Annotated in this window: 19 protein-coding genes and 1 tRNA gene; 2 read left to right on the top strand and 18 right to left on the bottom strand. The window is 58.9% G+C overall.

The window, feature by feature from the left end:
• Window positions 1–42 precede the first annotated feature (42 nt).
• From QPJ95_RS08545 to QPJ95_RS08465, 17 genes are all read right to left on the bottom strand, one after another.
• Window positions 43–960: a helix-turn-helix transcriptional regulator gene (locus QPJ95_RS08545; RefSeq protein ID WP_270917387.1), complete on the bottom strand. Its 918-nt coding sequence runs from the start codon at window positions 958–960 to the stop codon at window positions 43–45.
• A gap of 111 nt (window positions 961–1,071) precedes the next feature.
• Window positions 1,072–1,518, bottom strand: coding sequence for an acyl-CoA thioesterase (locus QPJ95_RS08540; RefSeq protein WP_270917386.1), 447 nt, complete (start codon window positions 1,516–1,518; stop codon window positions 1,072–1,074).
• Window positions 1,519–2,700, bottom strand: a complete 1,182-nt coding sequence (gene boxA / locus QPJ95_RS08535; protein WP_286018253.1) for a benzoyl-CoA 2,3-epoxidase subunit BoxA — start codon at window positions 2,698–2,700, stop codon at window positions 1,519–1,521.
• Between the two features lie 8 nt (window positions 2,701–2,708).
• A complete protein-coding gene (locus QPJ95_RS08530; RefSeq protein ID WP_270917384.1) occupies window positions 2,709–2,885 on the bottom strand; it encodes a hypothetical protein in 177 nt (58 codons plus the stop codon).
• A gap of 58 nt (window positions 2,886–2,943) precedes the next feature.
• The gene (gene boxB, locus QPJ95_RS08525) at window positions 2,944–4,395 is read right to left on the bottom strand and encodes a benzoyl-CoA 2,3-epoxidase subunit BoxB (protein ID WP_270917383.1); all 1,452 of its coding nucleotides are present in this window, start codon (window positions 4,393–4,395) and stop codon (window positions 2,944–2,946) included.
• Between the two features lie 82 nt (window positions 4,396–4,477).
• Window positions 4,478–6,139 (bottom strand): 2,3-epoxybenzoyl-CoA dihydrolase, encoded by a 1,662-nt coding sequence (boxC, locus tag QPJ95_RS08520; protein WP_270917382.1) that lies wholly within the window; start codon window positions 6,137–6,139, stop codon window positions 4,478–4,480.
• 138 nt (window positions 6,140–6,277) lie between these two features.
• Complete coding sequence (locus QPJ95_RS08515; RefSeq protein ID WP_270917381.1) at window positions 6,278–7,816, bottom strand: benzoate-CoA ligase family protein; 1,539 nt, start codon at window positions 7,814–7,816, stop codon at window positions 6,278–6,280.
• A 307-nt stretch (window positions 7,817–8,123) separates the two neighbouring features.
• Window positions 8,124–9,629, bottom strand: coding sequence for a TRAP transporter large permease (locus QPJ95_RS08510; protein WP_270917380.1), 1,506 nt, complete (start codon window positions 9,627–9,629; stop codon window positions 8,124–8,126).
• The gene (locus QPJ95_RS08505) at window positions 9,626–10,210 is read right to left on the bottom strand and encodes a TRAP transporter small permease (protein WP_270917379.1); all 585 of its coding nucleotides are present in this window, start codon (window positions 10,208–10,210) and stop codon (window positions 9,626–9,628) included. Before QPJ95_RS08505 ends, QPJ95_RS08510 begins: the two co-directional genes overlap by 4 nt.
• Before the next feature lie 79 nt (window positions 10,211–10,289).
• On the bottom strand, window positions 10,290–11,324 hold the full coding sequence (locus QPJ95_RS08500) for a TRAP transporter substrate-binding protein (RefSeq protein ID WP_270917378.1): 1,035 nt from the start codon (window positions 11,322–11,324) through the stop codon (window positions 10,290–10,292).
• Window positions 11,325–11,582: 258 nt separating this feature from the next.
• Entirely contained in the window at window positions 11,583–12,287 is a 705-nt protein-coding gene (locus QPJ95_RS08495) for a fumarylacetoacetate hydrolase family protein (RefSeq protein WP_270917377.1), read from the bottom strand.
• Between the two features lie 194 nt (window positions 12,288–12,481).
• Window positions 12,482–14,296: an ABC transporter ATP-binding protein gene (locus QPJ95_RS08490; RefSeq protein WP_270917376.1), complete on the bottom strand. Its 1,815-nt coding sequence runs from the start codon at window positions 14,294–14,296 to the stop codon at window positions 12,482–12,484.
• 2 nt (window positions 14,297–14,298) lie between these two features.
• A complete protein-coding gene (locus QPJ95_RS08485; protein ID WP_270917375.1) occupies window positions 14,299–15,228 on the bottom strand; it encodes an ABC transporter permease subunit in 930 nt (309 codons plus the stop codon).
• Between the two features lie 9 nt (window positions 15,229–15,237).
• Window positions 15,238–16,161 (bottom strand): oligopeptide ABC transporter permease OppB, encoded by a 924-nt coding sequence (oppB, locus tag QPJ95_RS08480; RefSeq protein WP_270917374.1) that lies wholly within the window; start codon window positions 16,159–16,161, stop codon window positions 15,238–15,240.
• Window positions 16,162–16,231: 70 nt separating this feature from the next.
• Window positions 16,232–17,860: a peptide ABC transporter substrate-binding protein gene (locus QPJ95_RS08475; protein ID WP_270917373.1), complete on the bottom strand. Its 1,629-nt coding sequence runs from the start codon at window positions 17,858–17,860 to the stop codon at window positions 16,232–16,234.
• A gap of 144 nt (window positions 17,861–18,004) precedes the next feature.
• Window positions 18,005–18,784, bottom strand: a complete 780-nt coding sequence (locus QPJ95_RS08470; RefSeq protein ID WP_270917372.1) for a pyrroline-5-carboxylate reductase — start codon at window positions 18,782–18,784, stop codon at window positions 18,005–18,007.
• Window positions 18,785–18,961: 177 nt separating this feature from the next.
• A tRNA-Lys gene (locus QPJ95_RS08465) sits at window positions 18,962–19,037 on the bottom strand.
• Between the two features lie 210 nt (window positions 19,038–19,247).
• Here QPJ95_RS08465 and dapF point away from each other — a divergent pair.
• On the top strand, window positions 19,248–20,090 hold the full coding sequence (gene dapF / locus QPJ95_RS08460) for a diaminopimelate epimerase (protein WP_270917371.1): 843 nt from the start codon (window positions 19,248–19,250) through the stop codon (window positions 20,088–20,090).
• A complete protein-coding gene (gene mtaB / locus QPJ95_RS08455) occupies window positions 20,087–21,343 on the top strand; it encodes a tRNA (N(6)-L-threonylcarbamoyladenosine(37)-C(2))-methylthiotransferase MtaB (RefSeq protein WP_270917370.1) in 1,257 nt (418 codons plus the stop codon). Before dapF ends, mtaB begins: the two co-directional genes overlap by 4 nt.
• Before the next feature lie 266 nt (window positions 21,344–21,609).
• Here mtaB and QPJ95_RS08450 read toward each other — a convergent pair whose 3' ends face one another.
• Entirely contained in the window at window positions 21,610–22,344 is a 735-nt protein-coding gene (locus QPJ95_RS08450; protein WP_270917369.1) for a cytochrome c1, read from the bottom strand.
• Window positions 22,345–22,359: the final 15 nt, after the last annotated feature.

Genomic DNA, 22,359 nt, shown 5'->3' with positions numbered 1-22,359 from the left:
CCCGGAATTTTCAAAATTCCGGTGATCATTGGCCAACCTAAGTTATCCCAGAAACTCCCGATCGCGGATCAGATTGACCAGATCTGCCAGCGTGACCTCAACCTCCTGCCCCGAGGTGTCCAGCTGCGCCAGCGCCTTGCCATAGAGCGCCTCGCGGCTGGTCAGGATCGACCGCAGCTGCTCCATCGCCTCGGGATTGCCGGCCATTGGCCGCTCATCCCCCTGGGCACGGACCCGTGCCATGTGGTCTTCGGCGCTGGCCTTGATCCAGATGGTGTGAAAGCCGGTCAGCAGACTGTTGTAGGTTTCGGGTTCGGCAACCACACCACCAGCGGCGGCCAGGATCAGGCTGTCATGGGTGGCGGTAATCCTTGAAATCGCCTGCGCTTCAAGCTTGCGATAACCCTCTTGGCCATACAGTGCCATGACCTCGTCCACCGGCATACCGCTTTGCGATTCGATTTCCGAGTTCAGCTCGACAAACGGCAGATCCAGCGCCTGCCCGGCCAGCGCCCCAAGTGTGGACTTGCCCGCGCCGCGCAGACCAACAAGACAAATCCGCCCGGCGCGCAGGTTGGCCTCGGGTTCGGGGGACAGCAGCTCTTGCACCAGCCGCTGGGTTTCGGCGTTGGACCTGCGGTACAGATCCCCCACCCGCAGCGCCTCAGAGCTCCAGGGGTCCTCTTCGCCGGTCAGCCATTCGATACGGTGATCCAGCGCGATGGCCACCCGTTGCAGCAACCCGATCGAGATATTGCCGGCGCCGCTTTCGAGCTGGGCCAGATAGCGTGGGGACACCCCCGATTGTTCTGACAGGATACGCCGCGATATGCCCTTGCGTTCCCGCGCACGCCTGACCCGCTCGCCCACTCGGGTGATCAACCTCGCCACTGAGGCGTCGGATTCATCGCGGTCCGAGACCCCTTTGGCCTCGCCGCGGAAATTGGTGATCTCACTCATAGGGGCGCCAAATATGAATCATACTGCATAAATCTAGAGCGACTGGGCTGCACCTTCAAACAGAAACCGGCAGTTTCACAGTCAGGCTGCACTATTTTGCGAAAAACCGCGCTATTCGGGGCGGAGCAGCGGGGTGACGATGTCGCGGATGTCATGCGGTGCCGGTTTCGAGGTGAAAGTGTCAGGAGTGATAAAGACACAGATGAATTTACCCTCGAAACACAGTTTGTCATCCTGACGCGCATTGACCCTAAAACCGATCGAGCTGGTGCCCAGTTTGCACGGCCAAACCTCGCAGATCAGCCGATGGCGCGGGGTGATCGGTGCGCGAAAATCAATGCTCATATGCACAAAAGGCGTGCCGGTGCCGCGATCCAGCTCCATCTGAAACCAGCCGTCGCCGCCCAGGTTATGCTCCCACCAGGCATCGATGGCTTCCAGTGCAAACCAGGGCAGCCGCCCGGTATAGGCAATGCGCGCCGGGTCGCAATCGCCCCAGCCAACCCGAATTTGATGGGTGAAATTGGCCAGAGCCGCCGCTGGTTCCTGTATCGTCATTCAGTAGGTTTCCACGTGATATCGTCCGTCGAGGCGCATCTTATCCCTCAACTCGGGCCAGTTCAAATCAATGCCACGGGCGATGTCGCGCAGGGCCTCTTCGACCCCCTGTTCCATCGCCTTCAGTCCGCAGATGTAGATATATCCATTGGGGTTCTGCAGCAGTTCAGCCACCCGGGTGGATTCTTCACGCAGACGATCCTGCACATATTGCTTGGGCGCACCGTGCTGCCGGGAAAAGGCAAAGTGCTTGGCCATAAAGCCATCCGGGATTTTGTTGAGCGGGCCGAAATAGGGCAGCTCTTCCGGTCTGCGGGCACCAAACACCAGCGTCATGCGATCCCTGTCCCCGGGCGAGACCCGTTGGCGATGCATGGTAAAGCCGCGAAAGGGCGCTGAGCCGGTGCCGGTGCAGATCATCAGCATATCCGCCTGCGGATCATTGGGCATCAGGAAGGTCGAGCCAAACGGACCCGTCAGCTGCACCTCGTCATCCTTGCCCAGATCGCAGACATAGTTAGAGCAGACCCCCTGCGGCTCGCGCTTGACCGTCAGCGAGATGTTCAAAAATCCAGGCCGTTCACCGTCGCGCGGGCTGGAGACCGAATAGAGCCGCGGCAGATGTGGCTGCCCCTTGGCATCACTGCCCGGTGGAATGATGCCGATGCTTTGACCTTCGAGCACCGGAAACGGCAGGCCGGCAAGATCAAGGATGATATGGCGCACATCGGCGTCGCTGGCCTGGTCTGTTAGCCGGTAATTGCCCTGCACCCGCGCCTTTGCGGGCTTGCCAAGGGTATACATGTTGATGGTCGGCTTGGTGGCGCTGAGTGGTGCCTTGGCCTTGCCACCGGCCCCCGAATGCGCCTGAGCCAGCAAGGCGGCCATCGCGTCATCCAACGCCTCTAGCCCGTCTTCGGCCTCGCCGCCCTCGGCAATCTCGGCCTGTTCGGGCATCTCTTCCCAGCCAAATTGCTGGTCCACCGAATAGGGCGTGGTGACCACCCGCCATTCGTCGATAGAGCCGGTTGGGCAGACCGAAATGCAATCCATGCAAAAGTTGCACTTGCTGGCATCCACCACCACGTTGACATCGTCATGGACGATGGCCTCTTCGGGGCAGGCATTTTCGCAGGTGTAGCAGCGAATGCAAATTTCGGGGTCGATCAAATGCTGTTTCACGGCCTGGGTCATTGGGTCTTTATCGCCTTGTTCAGGATGATATCGGGCAATGTCAGCGCATCAATCAGCGCCATGCACAGCCCGGTGCAATTCTGACAGCCAACGCAGGGGCCTTGCAGGCTGCTGACTTGCAGCGCCAGATGCTCAATCCGGGGTGTTGCCGCCCGGTCACGTCTGATTTTCATCGCATATGCTCCTCTCAAGGCTAAACCCGGCTCACACATGGAGCCGGGTCTGGGGTCGTCACGCCATGTGCAGCTGCACATACTCAAAATCACCCGGTTTGTTGTCGATACCGACCTTTGGTGGCGCAATCCAGCTGGCAAATTTGCCCGGATCCATACAGGGTTTCATCAGCGATTGGATGAAATCGCCGTCTGCCTTGGTAGGCAGCCAGTCCTTGGCCTTGGCATCCCACTGTTCCCTGGAGATAATGTCACCCTCTGGGGAAATGCAAACGGGGGAAAAGACCCCGATTTTGCGGTGGAACCCTTCGTGCGGGATGGTCATCTCAAAATCAACGCCCAGCTTGGCAATCAGCTTGTTCCAGCGACCAACACCACCGGCAGCATCTTTGACGTAATCATCCCGCAGGCGCATGTTGATCGCGGTCAGGGCCGGCACTTCTTCGGCGACAATCCGGCCTTCCTTGATCGAGCGCACCACATAGCTGTCATTGGTCAGCTGGTGGTCATCCTTGATCCGCTGCTCCATGAACCGGCCTTTGATGCCCGAGTTAAAGGCATTGGCGGCGTTGGTTGACACCTCCTGGCCAAACAGGTCCAGTGACAGGGTGTAATGCAGGTTCAGCTTTTTCTGGATCGTCGGCAGGTCGATGACGCCCAGATCGCGGATTTTGTCGATGTCATAGGGATCGGTGATACCGGCCCGCTTCATCGCATCACAGGTCGCCTGAATGGTGCGGCCAACGCCGGTTTCACCCACAAACATGTGGTGCGCCTCTTCGGTCAGCATGAATCGGCAGGTGCGGCTGAGCGGGTCAAAGCCGGACTGGGCCAGGCTTTCCAGCTGCATCTTGCCGTCGCGATCAGTGAAATAGGTGAACATGAAGAACGACAGCCAATCCGGCGTTTCCTCGTTGAAGGCCCCCAGCATCCGGGGCGCCTCTTCGGAACCGGAGGAGCGCACCAGCATGTCGTTGGCTTCTTCACGACCATCACGGCCAAAGTATTTCTGCAGCAGGTAGACCATCGCCCAGAGGTGGCGGCCCTCTTCGACATTGACCTGAAACAGGTTGCGCAGGTCATAGAGCGACGGCGCGGTCAGGCCCAGGAACCGCTGCTGTTCAACCGATCCCGGCTCGGTGTCGCCCTGAATAACGATCATCCGCTTCAGCATGTTGCGGTATTCACCGGGGACCTCTTGCCAGACGGGTTCACCGTAGTGTTCACCGCAGGGAATGGTGCGGCCTTCGACCTGCGGTGCAAGCAGCACACCCCAGCGGTATTCCGGCATCTTCACGTAATCGAACTTGGCCCAGCCCTTGGGATCGACCGAAACGGCCGTGCGCAGATAAATCATGCTCTGCTGGAACTGCTGCGGGATCAGGTCATTCCACCAGTTGATATAGCCAGGGTGCCATTTCTCCAGCGCCTTCAGAACCTTCTTGTCACTGCTAAGGCCTACGTTATTTGGGATTTGGGTGTCATAGCTGACATTAATCAGATCGAGCATTTCATCTCTCCTACGGGGTGGTGCGTGCAAGCACACACCCTACGGTTGGTGTAGGGTGCGTGCTTGCACGCACCGTTGTTGTCTAGACGCGTTCCATATTGTATTCGCCGCGTTTACCGGTGCCATAACGTTGCAAGGCGCCCTCTGGGCCAACTGCATTGGGGCGCTGGAAAATCCAGTTCTGCCAGGCGGTCAGGCGGCCAAAAATGCGGGTTTCCATGGTTTCGGGACCGGCAAAGCGCAGGTTTGCCTCCATACCGGTCATCGCATCCGGCGAGAAGCTGGCGCGCTCTTCCATGAACAGCCGCACTTCGTCTTCCCAGTCGATGTCGTCAAAGGCATAGGTGATCAGACCCAGATTCTCGCACTCTTCGGCAACCAGGGCTTCGCCCATTCGTTCCTTCAGCGCCTCGACATCATCCGGGTCACCGAGAAAGCGGGTCTGCAGCCGGGTCAGGTCATTGCCCATTGGATAGCTGCCAAAATTGCCCTCGCTCAGAGAGACAGCAGCCAAGCTCCGGTTGTCGCCCTCAAACTCCTCGAGCATCATATAGCTGCGGTCCACCGACCACAGCAATTCAGCCAGCATTCCGGCAAAACAGGATCCGTGCTCGACCAGAGCCACCAGCGAGCGCGAGGTCATGTCGACCCGTTTCAGCACCCGCTTCCAGTACTTCAGGATCTCATTGGCCAGCCAGTGATCTTTGTTGGCCAGCAGCAACTCCTCGTGGGCCAGCAAGATCTCAGAGTCGCCCTGGGTGCGGAACACCATCAGACCGACTTCGCGTTCGTTCAGCCGCAGGTGCAACAGGGCATCGTCAAATTCACGTGCCAGTCGCAGAATATAGGACTCGGCCCCCTGCGCCTGCAGCGCGGCCATATCCGCCGGTGCGGCCTCATCCGGGCCCTTCAGCGTGATATTTGCACGGCCGTTTTTGCGATCAATCACAACCTCGACAGTGGAATAGCTCACCGAGCCATCGTCGCCAAAGCGGCGCTCCAGCGGTGTCAGCTCAATGCCCGACAGGCCCGATGGCTTGGCGCTGGCGGCTGCAAGTTCGGCGGCGCGGTCCAGCACTGCTGCGTCGAATTTTGAGTTGGCGACCACTTCGTCAACCAGCTTCCAGTCCACCGCGCGCTGACCTTTGACACCTTCCTCGATCGAGCAGAACACATCTGCCAGGTCACGCCGCACTTTGCGCTTGTCGGTCACCCGGGTCAGCCCGCCAGTGCCTGGCAATACCGCCAGCAATGGCACTTCGGGCAGCGACACCGAGGAGGCGCTGTCGTTGGTCAGCATGATGTAGTTGCAGGCCAGCGCCAGCTCGTAGCCGCCACCGGCGCAGGCGCCTTTGATTGCGGCCATATACATCTGCCCGGAATCCACCTCTGCGGCCTCAAATGTATTGCGGGTTTCATTGGTGAATTTGCAGAAATTCACCTTATGGGCATGACTGGCGCCGCCCAGCATGCGGATATTGGCGCCGGCGCAGAACACCTTGTCCTTGGCCGACTGCATCACCACAACTTTGACCTCGGGGTGTTCAAACCGCATCCGCTGCACCACGTCTGCCAGCTCGATGTCGACACCAAGATCATAGGAGTTGAGCTTGAGCTCATAGCCCGGAAACAACCCGCCGGCCTCGTCCACATCCATGAACAGATTGGCAACCTCGCCATCATATTCAACCCGCCAGTGACGGTATTTCGTGGGGTCGGTCTGAAAATCAATCACTTGGGTCATGGCGCGCACTCCTGAGTCTGTCTTGTTATGCAGCATAGCGCAGCAAGCCACCTCGGGTAAAGCTTGTTGTGCACAATAATGCAGATACTTGCCTGACCTTTCAATTTTATGCGAGGATTTCATGCATTATAATGCACGTTAAGAGTCCTGACGCAGTTTGAACCGTTGAATCTTTCCGGTTGCGGTCTTTGGCAGGTCATCGGCAAATTCGATCCAGCGCGGATATTTCCATTTGCCAATCTTGTCTTTGACAAAGGCCTTCAACTCGGCTGCCAGCTCCGGGCTGGCGGGGCCTTCTTTCAGCACGATATAGGCTTTGGGTTTTTCCAGACCGGCATCGTCGCGGGCCGAAACCACCGCCACTTCGAGCACCGCCGGATGGGAGACCAGCGCCTGCTCGACCTCAAACGGTGACAGCCAGATGCCCGAAACCTTGAACATGTCATCGGTGCGGCCGCAGTAGATGTACCGCCCCTGCGAGTCGCGTTGGTACTTGTCACCGGTGCGCGTCCATTTGCCTTCAAAGGTCGCCCGGTTCTTGTGACGCTGATTCCAATAGCCATCTGCCGCCGAATCTCCGCAGACCAGAAGCTCGCCGATCTCCCCCTGCGCCACTTCATCCCCGGCTTCGTCCACCAGCCGGAGTTGATAGCCGGGTACCGCAACACCCGAGGTTCCATAGACCACATCGTCTGCGGCGTTGGAGAGAAAGATATGCAGCATTTCAGTGGAGCCGACGCCGTCCAGGATATCAACGCCCCAGAAAGCTTTCCATTTGCGGCCAATATCCTCGGGCAGCGCCTCGCCTGCTGAAATGCAGCAGCGCAATGGCACCTCAGGCTTTGTCGCGCTCTCAAACCGGGCAAGTGTCGCCGCATAAAGCGTTGGCACCCCGCAGAATATCGTTGGCTTTTCTGCTTCCAGAATGTCCACCACCACGTCGGGTGTCGGCCGGCCACTGAACAGAACCGCCGTCGCGCCGACCGCCATCGGCAGGCTCATCGCGTTGCCCATACCGTAGGCAAAGAACAGTTTCGCCACTGAATACACCACGTCCTGTTCGGTGATCTTCAGCACCTGAGCGCCATAGGTTTCGGCGGTGGCGCGCAGCGCCCCATGCACGTGGCGCACGCCTTTCGGCAGACCGGTGGAGCCCGAGGAATAGAGCCAGAACGCCTCCTCATCCGCTGAGCAGGCCACCGCATGTTGCGGTTCGGCCCCGGCAAGAAAATCGCCAAACCCGATGGTGCCCTCGGGGGTCTCATCGCCAATCACTACGATGTGCTGCAAATCTGGTGCTGCCAGCGCCGCCTGTTTGACCACCGGCCAGACCTCGGCACTGACAAACAGGGCGGTGGCACGGCTGTCGCGCAGGATGGTTTCATAGACCGCCGTGCTGAGCAGGGTGTTCAGCGGCACCGGGATAACGCCAGCTTTAAGCGCGCCCCAAAAGATCTGGGGAAATTCGATCTGATCCAGCACCAGCATTGCGATGCGGCATTCGCGGGCAATCCCGGCGCGGGCCAGTGCCCCGGCAACCTGACTGCTGTCACTGGCCAACTGGCCATAGCTGAGACTGCGCTTTTTCCCTGCCGCCTCCCGAAAGGCGATTTTATCCGGCCGTTCGGTGCTGTGACGATCAACAAAGTAGCTGGCTGCATTGGCGCTGGCGGTCATTCTGGTTCTCCTCGCATGGGGGCCGGGTCAAGTGGTCCGACACCCCCAGGCCCTCCGCGATGTTGAGCCTTGGTATGCTGTCATAATGCACCAGAATTTGGACTATGCAACATATTGCGCATTTATTGTGCATAATAATGCAACAAAGGCGATTGAGAGGTAACCCGTGGGTTACCAGAGCCTGATTGAATCCGCCTGACCCATGCAATTCCCCCCATAGCAGGGCTGCTACGGGGGGATAATATTGCGTTCATGATGCGCCTCACCAGACCGCCACAGGAAGCGGTGGTGAGGGGTAAGAAAATGATCAGTACAGGAGCATCAACGGCAGCAGGGTTATGATCGGGAACAGCACCAGAATGATCACCCGGACAAGATCCGAAGCGACAAAGAACATCACCGCTTTGTAGGTGTCGATCATCTTGGTTTTGCGATCCATTGCATTGATGATGAACAGGTTCATCCCCACCGGCGGAGTGATCAGGCCAACCTCGACCACGATCAGCACCAGGATACCAAACCAGATGGCGACATATTCTGCCTCAATCCGGTTGGCCATGCCCTGGGTCACCCGAATGCCCAGTTCTTTCATCTGGTCGCGGGTTAGCTCCATACCGCCGGCAATGGCCTCTTGGATCGAGGCAAGCATCCCATCTGCCATGCCGTCGGGCACCCCGACATTGAGCACCTCCATCGCGGCGCTGGCCTGCATTGCGGGCAGCGAGACCAGATTGAAATCCATCGCCGAAATCACTGGGAAGAAGATCGGAATAGTCAGCAGGATCATGCTGAGACTATCCATCAGGCAGCCAAACAACAGGTAGAACACTAGAATCAGCGTCAGCACCATCCATGGGCTGAGCCCCTGACTGACGACAAAATCGGCCAGTTCCTGCGGCACTTTGGTCAGCGCCAGAAAGCCATTGTAGAAGCCGGCCCCGAGCACGATGAAAAAGATCATCGCGGTGGAGCGGGCGGTGACCATGAAGCTGTCGGTCAGGCTGACCCGGTCCAAACCACCATTCAGCCAGGCAATCATCCCGGTGCCAAAGGCGCCGACGGCGGCGCCTTCGGTTGGGGTGAACCAACCCAGGTAGATACCACCAACCACCACGCCAAACACCATCAGCACCGGCCAGACCCGGAACAGAGCGGCAAAGCGCTCGGCCCAGGGTATTGCCGGACGGGTGCCGGCCGATTCAGGATACAGCCGCACATAGATCGAGATGACAATCACATAGCCGAGGGCCGCCAAGATGCCCGGTATAAAGGCCGCGAGGAACAGCTTGGCGATATTTTGTTCGGTCAGGATAGCATAGATCACCAGCACCACCGAGGGCGGGATCAGGATGCCAAGGGTGCCGCCAGCCGCCAGTGTGGCCGCTGAGAAGCCGCCGGCATAACCGTATTGTTTCAGCTCAGGCAGGGCGACACGGCCCATGGTGGCGGCGGTGGCCAGTGAGCTGCCACAGATCGCGCCAAAGCCGGCGCAGGCGCCAATCGCCGCCATGGCAACACCGCCCTTGCGATGGCCCAGGAACCCTTCGGCGGCTTTGAACAGCGCGCTGGACATGCCGCCCAGCGTGGCAAAGTGGCCCATAAGCAGGAACATCGGCACGATGGTCAGCGAATAAGAGGAAAAGGTCGAATAGGTTTCGTTTTTCAACCGACCAAAGGCCACCACGGTGCCGTCGGTAACGATCATCAGCCCGCCCAGGCCAACCAGGAACATCGACAGGCCAATGGGCACCCGCAGAAAGATAAGCACCATCAGGAGCGGGAAAGAGGCAATTCCGATTTCAAGAGCAGTCACTGTTCAGTCTCCACGCCGTCCCAGACCAGGATCCGACCGGTAAGAAATTCGATGGTGCGCACAGCACCCATGTAAACGCCGACGATGGCAGCCACCACGGCAGCAACCAGACTGGCGGCATAGGCCCACCAAATCGGAAATTGCAGCAGAAACGAGGTTTCCCCATTGTACAACTTGCTGACCAATCCCGCCGCCAGCCGCCATGCGATCAGAACCAGCACTGCGGCAAACACGATCTCGGTCACCATGCGCAGAAATCTGTTCACCCGTTTGGGGAAGTTATCGACAAGGATGTCAACCGAGGCGTGCCCCGAAGTGATCTGGCACAGGGGCAGAAAGGCAAAGATGGCAAAGGCCACCCCGGCCTCGACCAGTTCGAAATCGCCGTTGATGGGTCCGACACCAATGGCGATCATCCATTCAGCAAAGTCTGGCGCAACGCTGCCCATCAGGTCGCCGTGAAAGAAGCCATTCAGCAGGCGACCGGATATCGACAGGCAGGTGAGAAGAATCAGCAGGGTCAGGACAAGCCCACCAGCGGCAGCCATAAATCTGGCCAGTTTTAACATGTGCTTGTGCATAGGTACGCACCCATCCCTTTCGCGTCACAAATAGGGCCGCAGCAAAGTGTTCGCTGCGGCCCCTTAGTCTATACCAGACTTACTTCGAGTATTTCTCGATCAGCATGGTGGCTTCGTCGAGCAGTGCCTGACCGTCGATGCCTTTTTCGCTCATGTCAGCCAGCCAATTGTCATAGATCGGCTGCGAACGCGCACGCCATACGGCAGTTTGTTCGGCGTCCAGAGTGATGACATTGTTGCCCATATCCAGCGCCATTTCGCGCGATGGACCATCGGCATCAGCCTGAGTACCGCCGGCAAACACCGAGAATTCCAGACCGGAGTTGTCGTCGATGATCTGTTGCAGATCAGCGGGCAGGCTGTCGAACTTGGGCTTGTTCATCGCCAGAACGAAGGTCAGCGTGTACAGCGCCTTGCCGGTGAACTCGGTGTGGTTGGTGACCAGCTCTGGAACTTTCAGGGCTGCGGTGACTTCCCACGGGATGGTGGTGCCGTCGATCACGCCTTTGGACAGGCCTTCGGGCACCGCCGGAACCGGCATGCCAACCGGGGTTGCACCCAGTTCGGTCAGCAGCGAGTTGACCGAGCGTGAGCCGCCACGGATCTTCATGCCGCGCAGGTCATCAGGTGTTTCCACCGGCTCCGAGGTGTGGATCATGCCGGGGCCGTGAACCCAAGTGCCGAGGATCTTCAGATCCTTGAACTCGGTGTCCTTCATATGGGTTTCGAACATTTCCCAATAGGCGCGCGATACCGCACGGGCATCGGTCATCATGAAGGGCAGCTCAAACACTTCGGTCGATGGATAGCGGCCCGGCGTATAGCCCACCACAGTCCAGACAATGTCTGCCACGCCATCAATGGCCTGGTCCATCAGCTCTGGTGGCTTGCCACCCAGCTGCATGGATGGATAACGGTCGATCTTGATGCGACCTGCGGACGCCTCTTCGATCTTGTCCGCCCAGACATCCAGGATCAGTTTTGGCACATTTGCCTGTGCTGGCAGAAACTGGTGTAGCTTCAGGGTAACTTCCTGAGCCATTACCGATGTCGCGCTAAGCGCTGCGATAGCTGCGACACCAAAGGCGCCGAGTAGCTTTCTCCGAGTGGTCATGTGATTCCTCCCTTAGGACCATAGTCTCGCACTATAATGCCTTCATTTTTAAAGTTTGCAATATAGTGCATCAATGTTCTTGTTTCTTCCTCAATTTTTCGGCGGCGCCCCTATTTTCCTCATTGGGTGCCACCCGTCTCAGTTCGATATTCGAACCGCTTGGGCGTTTGCTATTAGGTGAGTTTGTAACCATCAACAGTGGATATGCATATTTGACTCATCAATGGGCAGCGCTGCGCGGCTGGAATTGCGGGTATTTCAAGTGTCACCGTCGCCCTTCACCGCCATAAAAATAGACTGAAGCCCATCAATGCCGCCTTCGATCACATCGCCGGCCACAACAGGGCCAACCCCGGCAGGTGTGCCGGTCAGGATCACGTCACCGGGTCGCAGGTGATAGAATTGCGACAGGTGGCACAGGATTTCCTCAAGGGACCAAATCAGCTCGGCCAGTGTGGCATCCTGACGCGTCTCACCGTTCACAGTGAGATAAATGCGCCGCTCGGCGGATGCGGTCCAGTCTGATGCGCGGGTCAATGGCGCCAGAACGGTGCCATTTTCCACGTCCTTGCCCAGGCTCCAGGGGCGCTGCTTGTTGCGCTCTCGGATCTGCAAGTCGCGCCGGGTCATGTCCAGCGCGCAGCCAAAGCCATAGATCGCCGCGCGGGCCTGCTCCGCCGTCGCCTGAAACAGCGGCACCCCAATCGCCAATGCCAGTTCCATCTCGTAGTGAAAATTGTCAGTGCCCGGCGGATAGGGCACCTGCGCCCCGCTCAGCACCATATTTGCAGGCGATTTGGTGAAATAGAATGGCGCCTCGCGGTCCACTTCGACGCCCATTTCGGCGGCATGGGCGGCATAGTTGCGCCCCACACAGAAGATACGCCCAACAGGATATCCCGCGGCCTCGTTGAGGACGGGAACCACCGGGATGGCTGGCAATTGGAACAGAGTATCAGTCACGCACAGGCCCTTTTTGGGTCATTAATACAAAGCTAACTTGGGATTGCAACGTTCCCAAAGGAGACGCCAGAGAGGCGCAGGGGCATCGTGAAAATGCCGCAGGCGCAGCGCTCTGGATGTGGGATACATAACATGGCAATCACTTTTCGGGTATATCTGTTTAGGGATTTATGTCCGCAGCGTCGGGCCGCAGGTCAGGCAAGACATCCGTCCCTCAGGATCAGCTCAAGCGGATCATGCTCGGCGACATAGTGATTTGGGGCAAACTGGATCAGTTTCGGCAGGTAATTAATTTCTCCGGCAGCCAATCGACTGGGCAGGAATCGCAGCGCCGCGCGGGGGTCCAGCGGCGAAGGCAGCTCTCCCGGCAGTTTGATCCGGCACCTGCTCCGTTCAATGTCAGGATCTGGAATCGGCACCGCAGAAATAAGCGATTGCGTGTAGGGGTGTTGCGGGCGGGCGCAGACGGTCTCGCCGTCGCCCAGCTCAACCACCCGGCCCAGATAGAGCACCATAATCCGGTTTGAGATCGCCCGCACCACCGACAGGTCGTGGCTGATGAAGATCAGCGCCAAGCCGAATTCGGCCTGCAGTTCCCGCAGCAGCCCAATGATCTGCGCCTGAATGGAGACGTCCAGCGCCGAGACCGCCTCGTCACAGATAATCAGCTTGGGCCGGTTGATCATCGCCCGGGCAATGCCAACCCTTTGGTTCTGGCCGCCGGACAACTCGTGCGGGTAGCGGTTGAACAGGGTCCGGTCCAGCCCCACCCGCTCCATCATATCAGCCACCGTCATCTTGCGCTCGCGGTTGGTCAAATCGGGACGATAGGTCAGCAAGGGTTCGGCGATCGAGGCCGAAATGGTCATGCGCGGGTCAAGACTGGCCAGAGGATCCTGAAACACAATTTGCAGGTCCTTGCGGTATTTGTTCAGCTCGGCCCGTTTCAGCCCCACGATCGGCTGCCCCAGCCAGCTGACACCGCCACCGGTGGGTTCGATCAATTGCAGAACCGCGCGGGCCAGGGTGGATTTGCCACAGCCGCTTTCGCCCACCACCCCCAGTGTTTCGCCTTGCCGGACGTCAAAACTGACACCATCCACCGCCTTGAGCGGCACCCTGTGGCCAAACAACCCGCCGGGCATTTTCATCTGGAAGTGAACCTTGACGTCAACAACCTGCAGGATTGGCCGTGCTTTGGTTTCGAACAGCTGCGGTGCATCTGCCGCGTCGATGCGCGGCATCGCCTTGAGCAGGGCTTGCGTATAGGCGTGTTTTGGACTGCGAAAGATCTCGGTTGCGGTGCCACTTTCAACAAAGCCGCCCTGACGCATCACCTGTATGCGGTCACACATGCGGGCGACCACGCCCATATCATGGGTGATCAGCGCAATGGCGGTGCCCTGCTCTTTTTGCAGCTCGGCCATCAGATCAAGGATCTCTGCCTGCACCGTGACATCCAGCGCCGTTGTTGGCTCATCGGCAATCAACAGCCGGGGATTGCACAGCATCGACATGGCGATCATCACCCGCTGGCGCATGCCGCCTGACAGCTCGTGGGGGAACTGGTCCAGCCTGCGCGCCGCCACCGGCATCTGCACCCGATCAAGCCAGTCCAGACAGAGGCGGCGGGCCTGCCTGCCCACCATCCCCTTGTGGACCTGCAACACCTCGCGCATCTGCTCACCGACCCGCAAATGCGGGGTGAGCGCGGTCAGCGGGTCCTGAAAAATCATCCCAACATCGCTGCCGCGGATCTTATTCAGTTCGAGCCTCGCCAGATTAAGGATCTCGCTGCCGTTCAGCCGGACCGAGCCCGAGGCGCGCCCGTTGGCGGGCAGCAGCCCCATTGCCGCCATAAAGGTCTGGCTTTTGCCAGAGCCGCTTTCCCCGACGATGCCCAGACATTCGCCCGGCTGGATGTCAAAGCTGATGCCGGTGACGGCCTTGACCGGGCCGTCATGTGTCGTGAAATCGACGCTGAGATCTTGCACTGTTAGCAGGGGCATGGTCAGCGGTCCTTGGGGTCAAGCGCGTCGCGCAGCCCATCACCGATGAAAAACATGGTGATAATGATGGCGACATAGAAAAACAGTGGGATAGCCAGTTGCCAGAGGGTGCCATAGGCCATGGTGCCCGCCCCTTCCGAGATCAGGCTGCCCAATGAGGTATAGGGCTCCGACACCCCTAACCCGAGAAAGGAAATGAAGCTTTCAGCCAGGATCATTTCCGGCACCATCAGCGAGGCATAGACAATCACCACCCCCAGCAGGTTGGGCAGAATATGGCGGCGCATTATGGTGATCTCGCTGACGCCGGCAGCGCGCGCCGCCTCGATGAACTCGCGGTGCTTCAGCGCCAGAGTCTGGCCACGCACAATCCGCGACATGCTCAGCCAGCTGACCGCGCCCAGGGCGATGAACAGCATGAAGAAGGAGCGGCCAGCGACCACCAGCAGCAGGATGATCACCAGGGTCGCGGGGATCGCCATCAGAATATCGACGATGCGCATCATGATGCTGTCGGTGCGGCCACCGACAAAACCGGAAATAATGCCGTATATGGTGCCGACAAACAGCGCCATAGAGGCGCCGATCAACCCCACCAGCAACGAGGTGGTGGTGGCCTGAATGACCCGGCTATACAGATCCCGGCCCAGATCATCGACGCCAAAGTAGTGGCCAGTGGCCAGCGACGGCATGCCCTGCGCCGCCACATTGCCCATGATGTCCCAGTCGATCTCTTCGTTGTTCCACTGCGCGAACAGCGGGCCGAATATGGTGAAGGCGATGATCAGTGCCAGCACCAGCACACAGGCGCGGGCGGCACGGTTCTGCACAAACCGCGCCCGTGCGTCCTGCCACAGAGAGCGGCCCTGAACGGCGGTAAAATCGGTGACCTCTTCGGCGATCTGGGCGGCTTTTGTTGATTTTGCAAACATGGCGCGCCCCTAAAACCGGATCTTGGGATCAAACCAGGCATAGGCCAGATCGGTCAGCAGGTTCACCGCAACGGTCAGGATACCATAGAGGATCGTCACCCCCAGCAGCACCGCATAGTCGCGCGACAGGGCCGAGCCCACATAGGCCTGCCCCAGCCCCCCGGTGGAAAAATACATATCAACAAAGACCGAGCCGGTCAGCACGTAGACAAACACCGGCCCAAGGTAAGACACCACCGGCAGCAGGGTGGGTTTCAGCGCGTGACGCCAGATCACCGTCCGGGTGGGCAGCCCCTTGGCATGGGCGGTGCGGATGAAGTTGGAATTCAGCACCTCAAGCATGGAACTGCGGGTGATGCGGGCGATAGAGCCCATATAGGAGGTCGACAGGGCGATCACCGGCATGATCAGATATTGCCACTGACCGCCATGCCAGCCGCCACCGGGCAACAGGCCCAGCCACAGGGTAAAGGTCAGGATCAAGATCGGGCCCATGATGAAATTCGGCAGCGCCTGCGCGGCGATGCCAAGACCGACGGCGAGGTAGTCGATCCAGGTGTTGTGACGGATGGCGGCGGCGATGCCCAGCGACACCCCAACCACTGTCGCCACAAGAAAGGAGAGCGAGCCATAGGTGAACGAGATTGGAAAGCCCTGGGCGATGATATCGTTGACGTCGCGGTCTTTGAATTTGAACGAGGGGCCAAAGTCGAAGTGAAAGATGATGTTGAACAGATAGTCATACAGCTGCTTCCACAGCGGCTGATCCAGCCCATAGCGGGCCTCGATATTGGCAAGCACCTGGGGCGGCAACGGGCGCTCCGAGGTAAACGGCCCGCCCGGCGCAAAATGCATCAGGAAAAAGGAGGCCACGATCAGCACCAGGATCGTCGGAATGGCGGCAAGCAGACGCCGGATAATATAGGCAATCATTCGGGATCTCGCGTTGAACAGTTGCCCCGCCCCCAGATCGGGGGCCGGGCGGTGTTATAGGGGCATGCGATCACTCGGCGATTTTATAGAGGTTTTTGGAGTACCAATTCTGTTCGACGTTATCGACCGGCCAATTGCCGACATCGCTGTCCATCATATAGACCCCCGCATAGTGATAGATCGGGATAATGGGCGATTCCTGCGCCAGGATCTGTTCAACCTCGGTATACAGCTTGGTGGTATTGTCCGAGATCTTGGCCGCCGCCAGCAGTGCATCGACGCGGTCATTCTGGAATTTGCCGTCGTTGTAGCCCGAGTTGGATTGCAGCAGATCCAGGAAGGTCGAGGCCTCGTTGTAATCGCCACACCAAGCGCCGCGCGCCAGATCAAAGTCCTGATTGCCACGGGTTTCCAGGAACACTTTCCATTCCAGATTACCCAGATCGGTTTGCACCCCCAGCTTCTGCTTCCACATCTGCCCCAGCGCCACCGCGATCTTTTTGTGCGACTCTGAGGTGTTGTAGATCATGTTGAAGCTCAGCGGGTTATCCGGGCCATAGCCCGCCTCGGCCAACAGTTCCTTGGCCAAGGAATCGCGTTCAGACTGGGTCATGGCAGACATTTCGACCTGCGGCACGGTGAAACCTGCGGTGGCCTCGGGGGCAAATGTATAGGCTTCGGGCTGACCACCAGCGAGGATTTTTTCGGTTATGATCTTGCGATCAACCGCGAGGGACAGCGCCTGACGCACCCGCGGATCCTTGAAGGCCTCGGGGCCATCCTCAGATAGGTTGAAGGTGTAGTAATAGCTGCACAGGCGCGGGAAGCTGATCGCCTCGGTGGGATGTTCCTTTTGCAGGCGCGGGAACTGGCCTGCGGGCACCTCGGTGCGATCCAGCTCACCGGCCATATAGCGGGTCAGGGCGACGTTTTCGTCGTTGATCACCAGCGCCACCACCTTTTCAACGATGGTGTTCTCATTGTCCCAATACAGGGTGTTGCGCTCCCGAACCGAGCGTTCCTGAGGCAGGTGCTCGGTCAGTATATAGGCGCCATTCGAGACGATATTTTCGGGCTTGGTCCAGGCGTCGCCATGTGTCGCAATCACCTTTTGCGGTGCAGGAAAGGTTGTGGAATGGGTGGTCATCTGCGGAAAATAGGGCAGCGCCGCAGACAACCGCACCTGAAGCGTGTGATCATCAATGGCAGTCACCCCCAGGTCATCCAGCGGTTTTTCACCGGCAATGATGGCGGCGGCGTTTTCGATCGACATCAGCTCCATGAACCAGGCATAGGGCGACGACAGCTCAGGATCGACAGCGCGTTTCCAGGCATAGACAAAATCACTGGCCAGCACCGGATCACCGTTGGACCATTTGGCGCTGTCCCTGAGGGTGAAGGTATAGACATCCTTGGCGTCGTTGGTGGTGAACCCTGTGGCCACTCCGGGCACAAGATTGCCGTCGCGGTCCTGATTCATCAGGCCCTCAAACAGGTCACGGACAATTTCAGCGCCCGAGACATCTTCGACCACCTGCGGATCAACCGAACTGTGTTCGTCAAGAATACGGTAGGTAAAGGTTTGATCATCGGCCAAGGCTTCGCCGGTTTGGGGATGGGTCCCAGCCGCCAAAGCAGCCCCTGCGAAGACTGTACTGGAGAGAAGGCCGGCAAATAATAGGCGTGTTTGCTTATGCATTTTAGTACTCCCTGTTTTACCAAGAGCTATGCGACCCCGCTAAAGGATCGGTCGCATAACGCACAATTATACAAAAGCTTAAACTTATATTGTATCCAATATCCAGTACAATCACCGGATGCGCAGCCCCTGGCCCTCCCGTGACTATGCCTCTCGCGCGTTACGCACCCGTTTGGCGACACTCTCCAGCGCCTGAGTCAGGGCCTTTGTGCCGCCCGAGTCCGCGAAGACCGAAAACATCTGTTCATTCAGCCCACCCGGCGTGGAATGGTTGTCGCGCAGGCTGGCAAAGCTAGCCTGAGGTGCGCTGTCGGCCGTCCGGGACAGCTCCAGAAAGATCTTGGTCAGATAGCTCTGCGCGTTCTGTGGCGATGTGCCCTGGGTGCAAAGCCAATCCGATGCGGTCTCCATGACACCAAAATACAGCTCCATCAGCGCACTTGCGGCGGCATAGGCATCAAATTCATCCAGCGATTGCGCAACAACCACCGTGCCTAGGGCGTCATAGAATGATTCGAGCAGCTCATCCGCCGGATAGATCGCAGTCACACCCCGCCGGTTGGCCACCGCAGGCAATGGGATTGAGCGGCTGAGACTGACCGGCGCGCCAATCCAGTCCAACAGTGATTCGAATGTGACGGTTGCAATCAGGCTGGCGACCTGTTGGCCGTCGCGAAATTTGAGCACCCGCAGCACCTCTTCGGCGACCTGAGGCCGCACCGCCAGGAAAAGCAGATCGGCCTGATCTACGATCTGCTGATTGTCCGGGGTCACGCGGATCCGGCTATCCGCCGCCGCAAGCCGCGCCGATTTAGCCTGACTGCGTTCTGACAGGATGATCTCGCTGATCGGAAAATCCGTCGCAATCAAACCAGTAACAATCGCTTCGGTGATGTCACCAGTGCCAATAAATCCAATTTTCATAGCTATACTCTCCCTCGCATCAGATGGAGCGGCACCGCTGGCGCGCGCCGGACGTCTCCATATCACTCACCTGCATAACAGAGGTCGGGAGCCTGCCGACAACCCAAAACTCAGGTCGGCCACAATGCTGCTGCCATAGGCAGCGCCCGTGGTGATATTCAACAAAGGCGGAAAAAGTGGTGAGCCGTTCCGGGTTCGAACCGGAGACCTACTGATTAAAAGTCAGTTGCTCTACCAACTGAGCTAACGGCCCACTTTTTCGAAGCGATCGGATCGCTTCCGTGTCGCTCTTTAAGCCAATTGATCTAAGAAGATCAAGAGCTTAATTCGCTCCCAAGTCAGCTTGAAGATCTCATTCAAACCGTCCTGATAGGCGCTTCTCTAGGGCTAGCTAGGCAAGCGGTCAAGCGCTTTCTTCAACTTTTTCGGGCCAAGGGTAGATTCATTCCGGGGGCGGGGCTATATGCCCGACATGAGCACCAATTCCATCACCGAACTGCCGTTTATGAAGATGCACGGGCTGGGCAATGACTTTGTCGTTGTCGATGCCCGTGCGAATCCCGTGGTTATCACCCCTGCGCTGGCGCGCGGCATTGGCCACCGCCGGTTTGGGGTTGGCTTTGATCAGCTTGCGGTGATCGAACGGGGGCCCGGTGATGCCCATCTGACCTTTTACAACTCAGACGGCTCGACCTCGGCGGCCTGCGGCAACGCCACCCGCTGCATCGCCCGCTGGCTGATGGAGGAAAGTGGCAACAGCGAGCTGCACCTGACCACCGACCGCGGCGATCTGTTCGCGCGTGATGCAGGCAACGGGCTGACCTCGGTCAACATGGGACAGCCGCAATTGCTGTGGCACCAGATTCCGCTGGCCGAGGAATTGGACACGCTGGAACTGCCAATCGAGGGCGCTCCGACGGCAACCGGTATGGGCAATCCCCATTGCACCTTTTTCGTCGAGGATGCCGAGCAGGTGCGGCTGGAAGAATTTGGCAGCCGCTGCGAGCATCACCCGCTATACCCCGAGCGCACCAATGTGCAGGTGGCGCATCTGGTGGCCCCTGATCGCCTGCGCATGCGGGTCTGGGAGCGCGGTGTGGGCATCACCCTTGCCTCAGGCTCGTCGTCCTGCGCTACCGCTGTGGCGGCGGCCCGTCGTGGACTGACAGGGCGCAAGGTGCAGATCGATCTGGACGGCGGCAGCTTGTGGATTGACTGGCGCGACGACGGCGTCTGGATGACCGGCGCCACCAAACATGTGCTGAGCGGCGTATTGACCCGTGACTTCCTGGAAGGCCTGACATGAATACTCCCAAATTCGCGACCCTCGGCTGTCGGCTGAACGCCTATGAAACCGAAGCCATGAAGGAATTGTCGCAACAGGCTGGGCTGGAAAACGCCGTGGTGGTCAACACCTGTGCGGTCACCGCCGAGGCGGTGCGCAAGGCGCGCCAGGAGATCCGCAAGCTGCGCCGGGAACACCCGGACGCCCGGCTGATCGTCACCGGCTGCGCGGCGCAGACAGAGCCCGAAACCTTTGCCGCCATGGCCGAGGTAGACGTGGTCATCGGCAATACCGAAAAGATGCGCCCCGAGACCTGGAATGGCATGGCGGCTGACTTTATCGGCGACAGCGAAGCGGTGCAGGTGGATGACATCATGTCCGTCACCGAGACCGCAGGCCATCTGATCGACGGCTTCGGCAGCCGCAGCCGCGCCTATGTGCAGGTACAGAACGGCTGCGACCACCGCTGCACCTTTTGCATCATCCCCTATGGCCGCGGCAACTCGCGCTCAGTTCCGGCCGGCGTGGTGGTGGACCAGATCAAACGCCTGGTCGATAAGGGCTATAACGAGGTGGTGCTGACCGGAGTTGACCTGACCTCCTGGGGCGCTGATCTGCCTGCGGCGCCCAAATTTGGTGATCTGGTGATGCGGATCCTGCGGCTGGTGCCGGACCTGCCCCGGCTGCGGATCTCATCTATCGATTCGATCGAGGTGGACGACAACCTGATGCGGGCCATCGCCAGTGAGCCGCGGCTGATGCCGCACCTGCACCTCAGCCTGCAGCACGGCGACGACCTGATTCTGAAACGCATGAAACGCCGCCATCTGCGTGATGACGCCATCCGCTTTACGGAAGAGGCCAAAAAGCTGCGCCCGGACATAACCTTTGGCGCCGATATCATCGCTGGCTTCCCAACCGAAACCGAAGCGCATTTTGACAACTCGCTGAAACTGGTGAGGGATTGCCAGCTGACCTGGCTGCATGTTTTCCCCTACTCCAAGCGAGAGGGCACCCCGGCCGCCAAGATCCCGGATCAGGTGAATGGCAAGGTGATCAAGGACCGCGCCGCCCGCCTGCGTGCAGCAGGCGCGGACCAGGTGCAGCGGCACCTGCAGGCGCAAATTGGTCAGATACATCACATCCTGATGGAAAACGCCCATATGGGCCGCACCGAACAGTTCACCGAAGTGCAATTTGCCGCGCCGCAAAGCGAAGGCGAGATTGTCACAGCTAAAATCACTGGCTCCGTAAACAATCAGTTGACCGCCTGATCGTTACTGTCGATTCAATCGAGCGCCTAACGGCGCACCTGTTTGTCTCACCACCGGTCGTGACCGGTGCCTCAGGATGCCTCCGGCGGGAGTAGTTTAAGCAAAAAGAAACCTGGCGCGGCCCTGCTGCTTCTTTTTGCTCAAACTACTCCGGGGGAAGCGTGCAGACCTGCACGCTGGGGGCTGGCCCCCAAACACCGCTTCTGGCAAAGAAAAACCCCCGCGCCAAAGCACGGGGGTTTTCATTTTTTCAATCACACCAGCGTTCAGCTGTTTTTGCGGCCCTTGATCGGCGCCCAGATGCGTTTGTTGGTCAGATACAACAAAACCGACAGGATCGTCAGCATCAGCACACCGACAAATCCAACCTGTTTGCGCGCCATCATCTTGGGCTCGGCGCTCCACATCAGATAGGCTGAAACGTCCTGTGACATACTGTGCAGGCTAGTGTCGTGGCCATCGGCAAACTCTACGTAGTCATCTTCCAGTGGCGGCGCCATTGAGATCCAGCCGCCCGGAAAGGCGGTGTTCTCGTAGTAGGTGCTGCCAGCCTCTTCTTTTTCTTCACCGGTATAGCCGTTCAGCAGCGAGGCGATATAGTCGGGACCGCCTTTGCGGGCCTTGGCCATCAGGCTCAGGTCAGGCGCGCCAGCTGCGGTATTGGCGGGGAAGTGATCCACCGGTTTGGCGGGCACGTCCTCGTCCAGTTCTGCGTCATAGACGGTAAAGTTTTCAGCCGCATATGCGACCACCTGCTCGGGTGACAGGCCGGGGCCTCCCGCGTCAGCCAGGGTGCGCAGAGGCACAAACTTCAGCCCATGACAGGACGAGCAGACCTCGGTGTAGATCTGCAAGCCGCGTTGCAGCTGGTTCTGATCGTAGGTGCCAAAGGCACCGTTGAACGAGAAGTCGTACGACTCGATGTGCTGCTCGCCACCCGCCGCCAATGCGGCGACGGGGGCCAAAGCAAGAGCGGCACCGATTACAAGTTTCTTCAACATGGTTTTTCGGTCCCT

It is taken from the genome of Parasedimentitalea psychrophila (genome assembly GCF_030285785.1).
Taxonomy (GTDB): domain Bacteria; phylum Pseudomonadota; class Alphaproteobacteria; order Rhodobacterales; family Rhodobacteraceae; genus Parasedimentitalea; species Parasedimentitalea psychrophila.
This window is presented reverse-complemented; position numbering and strand designations above follow the sequence as displayed.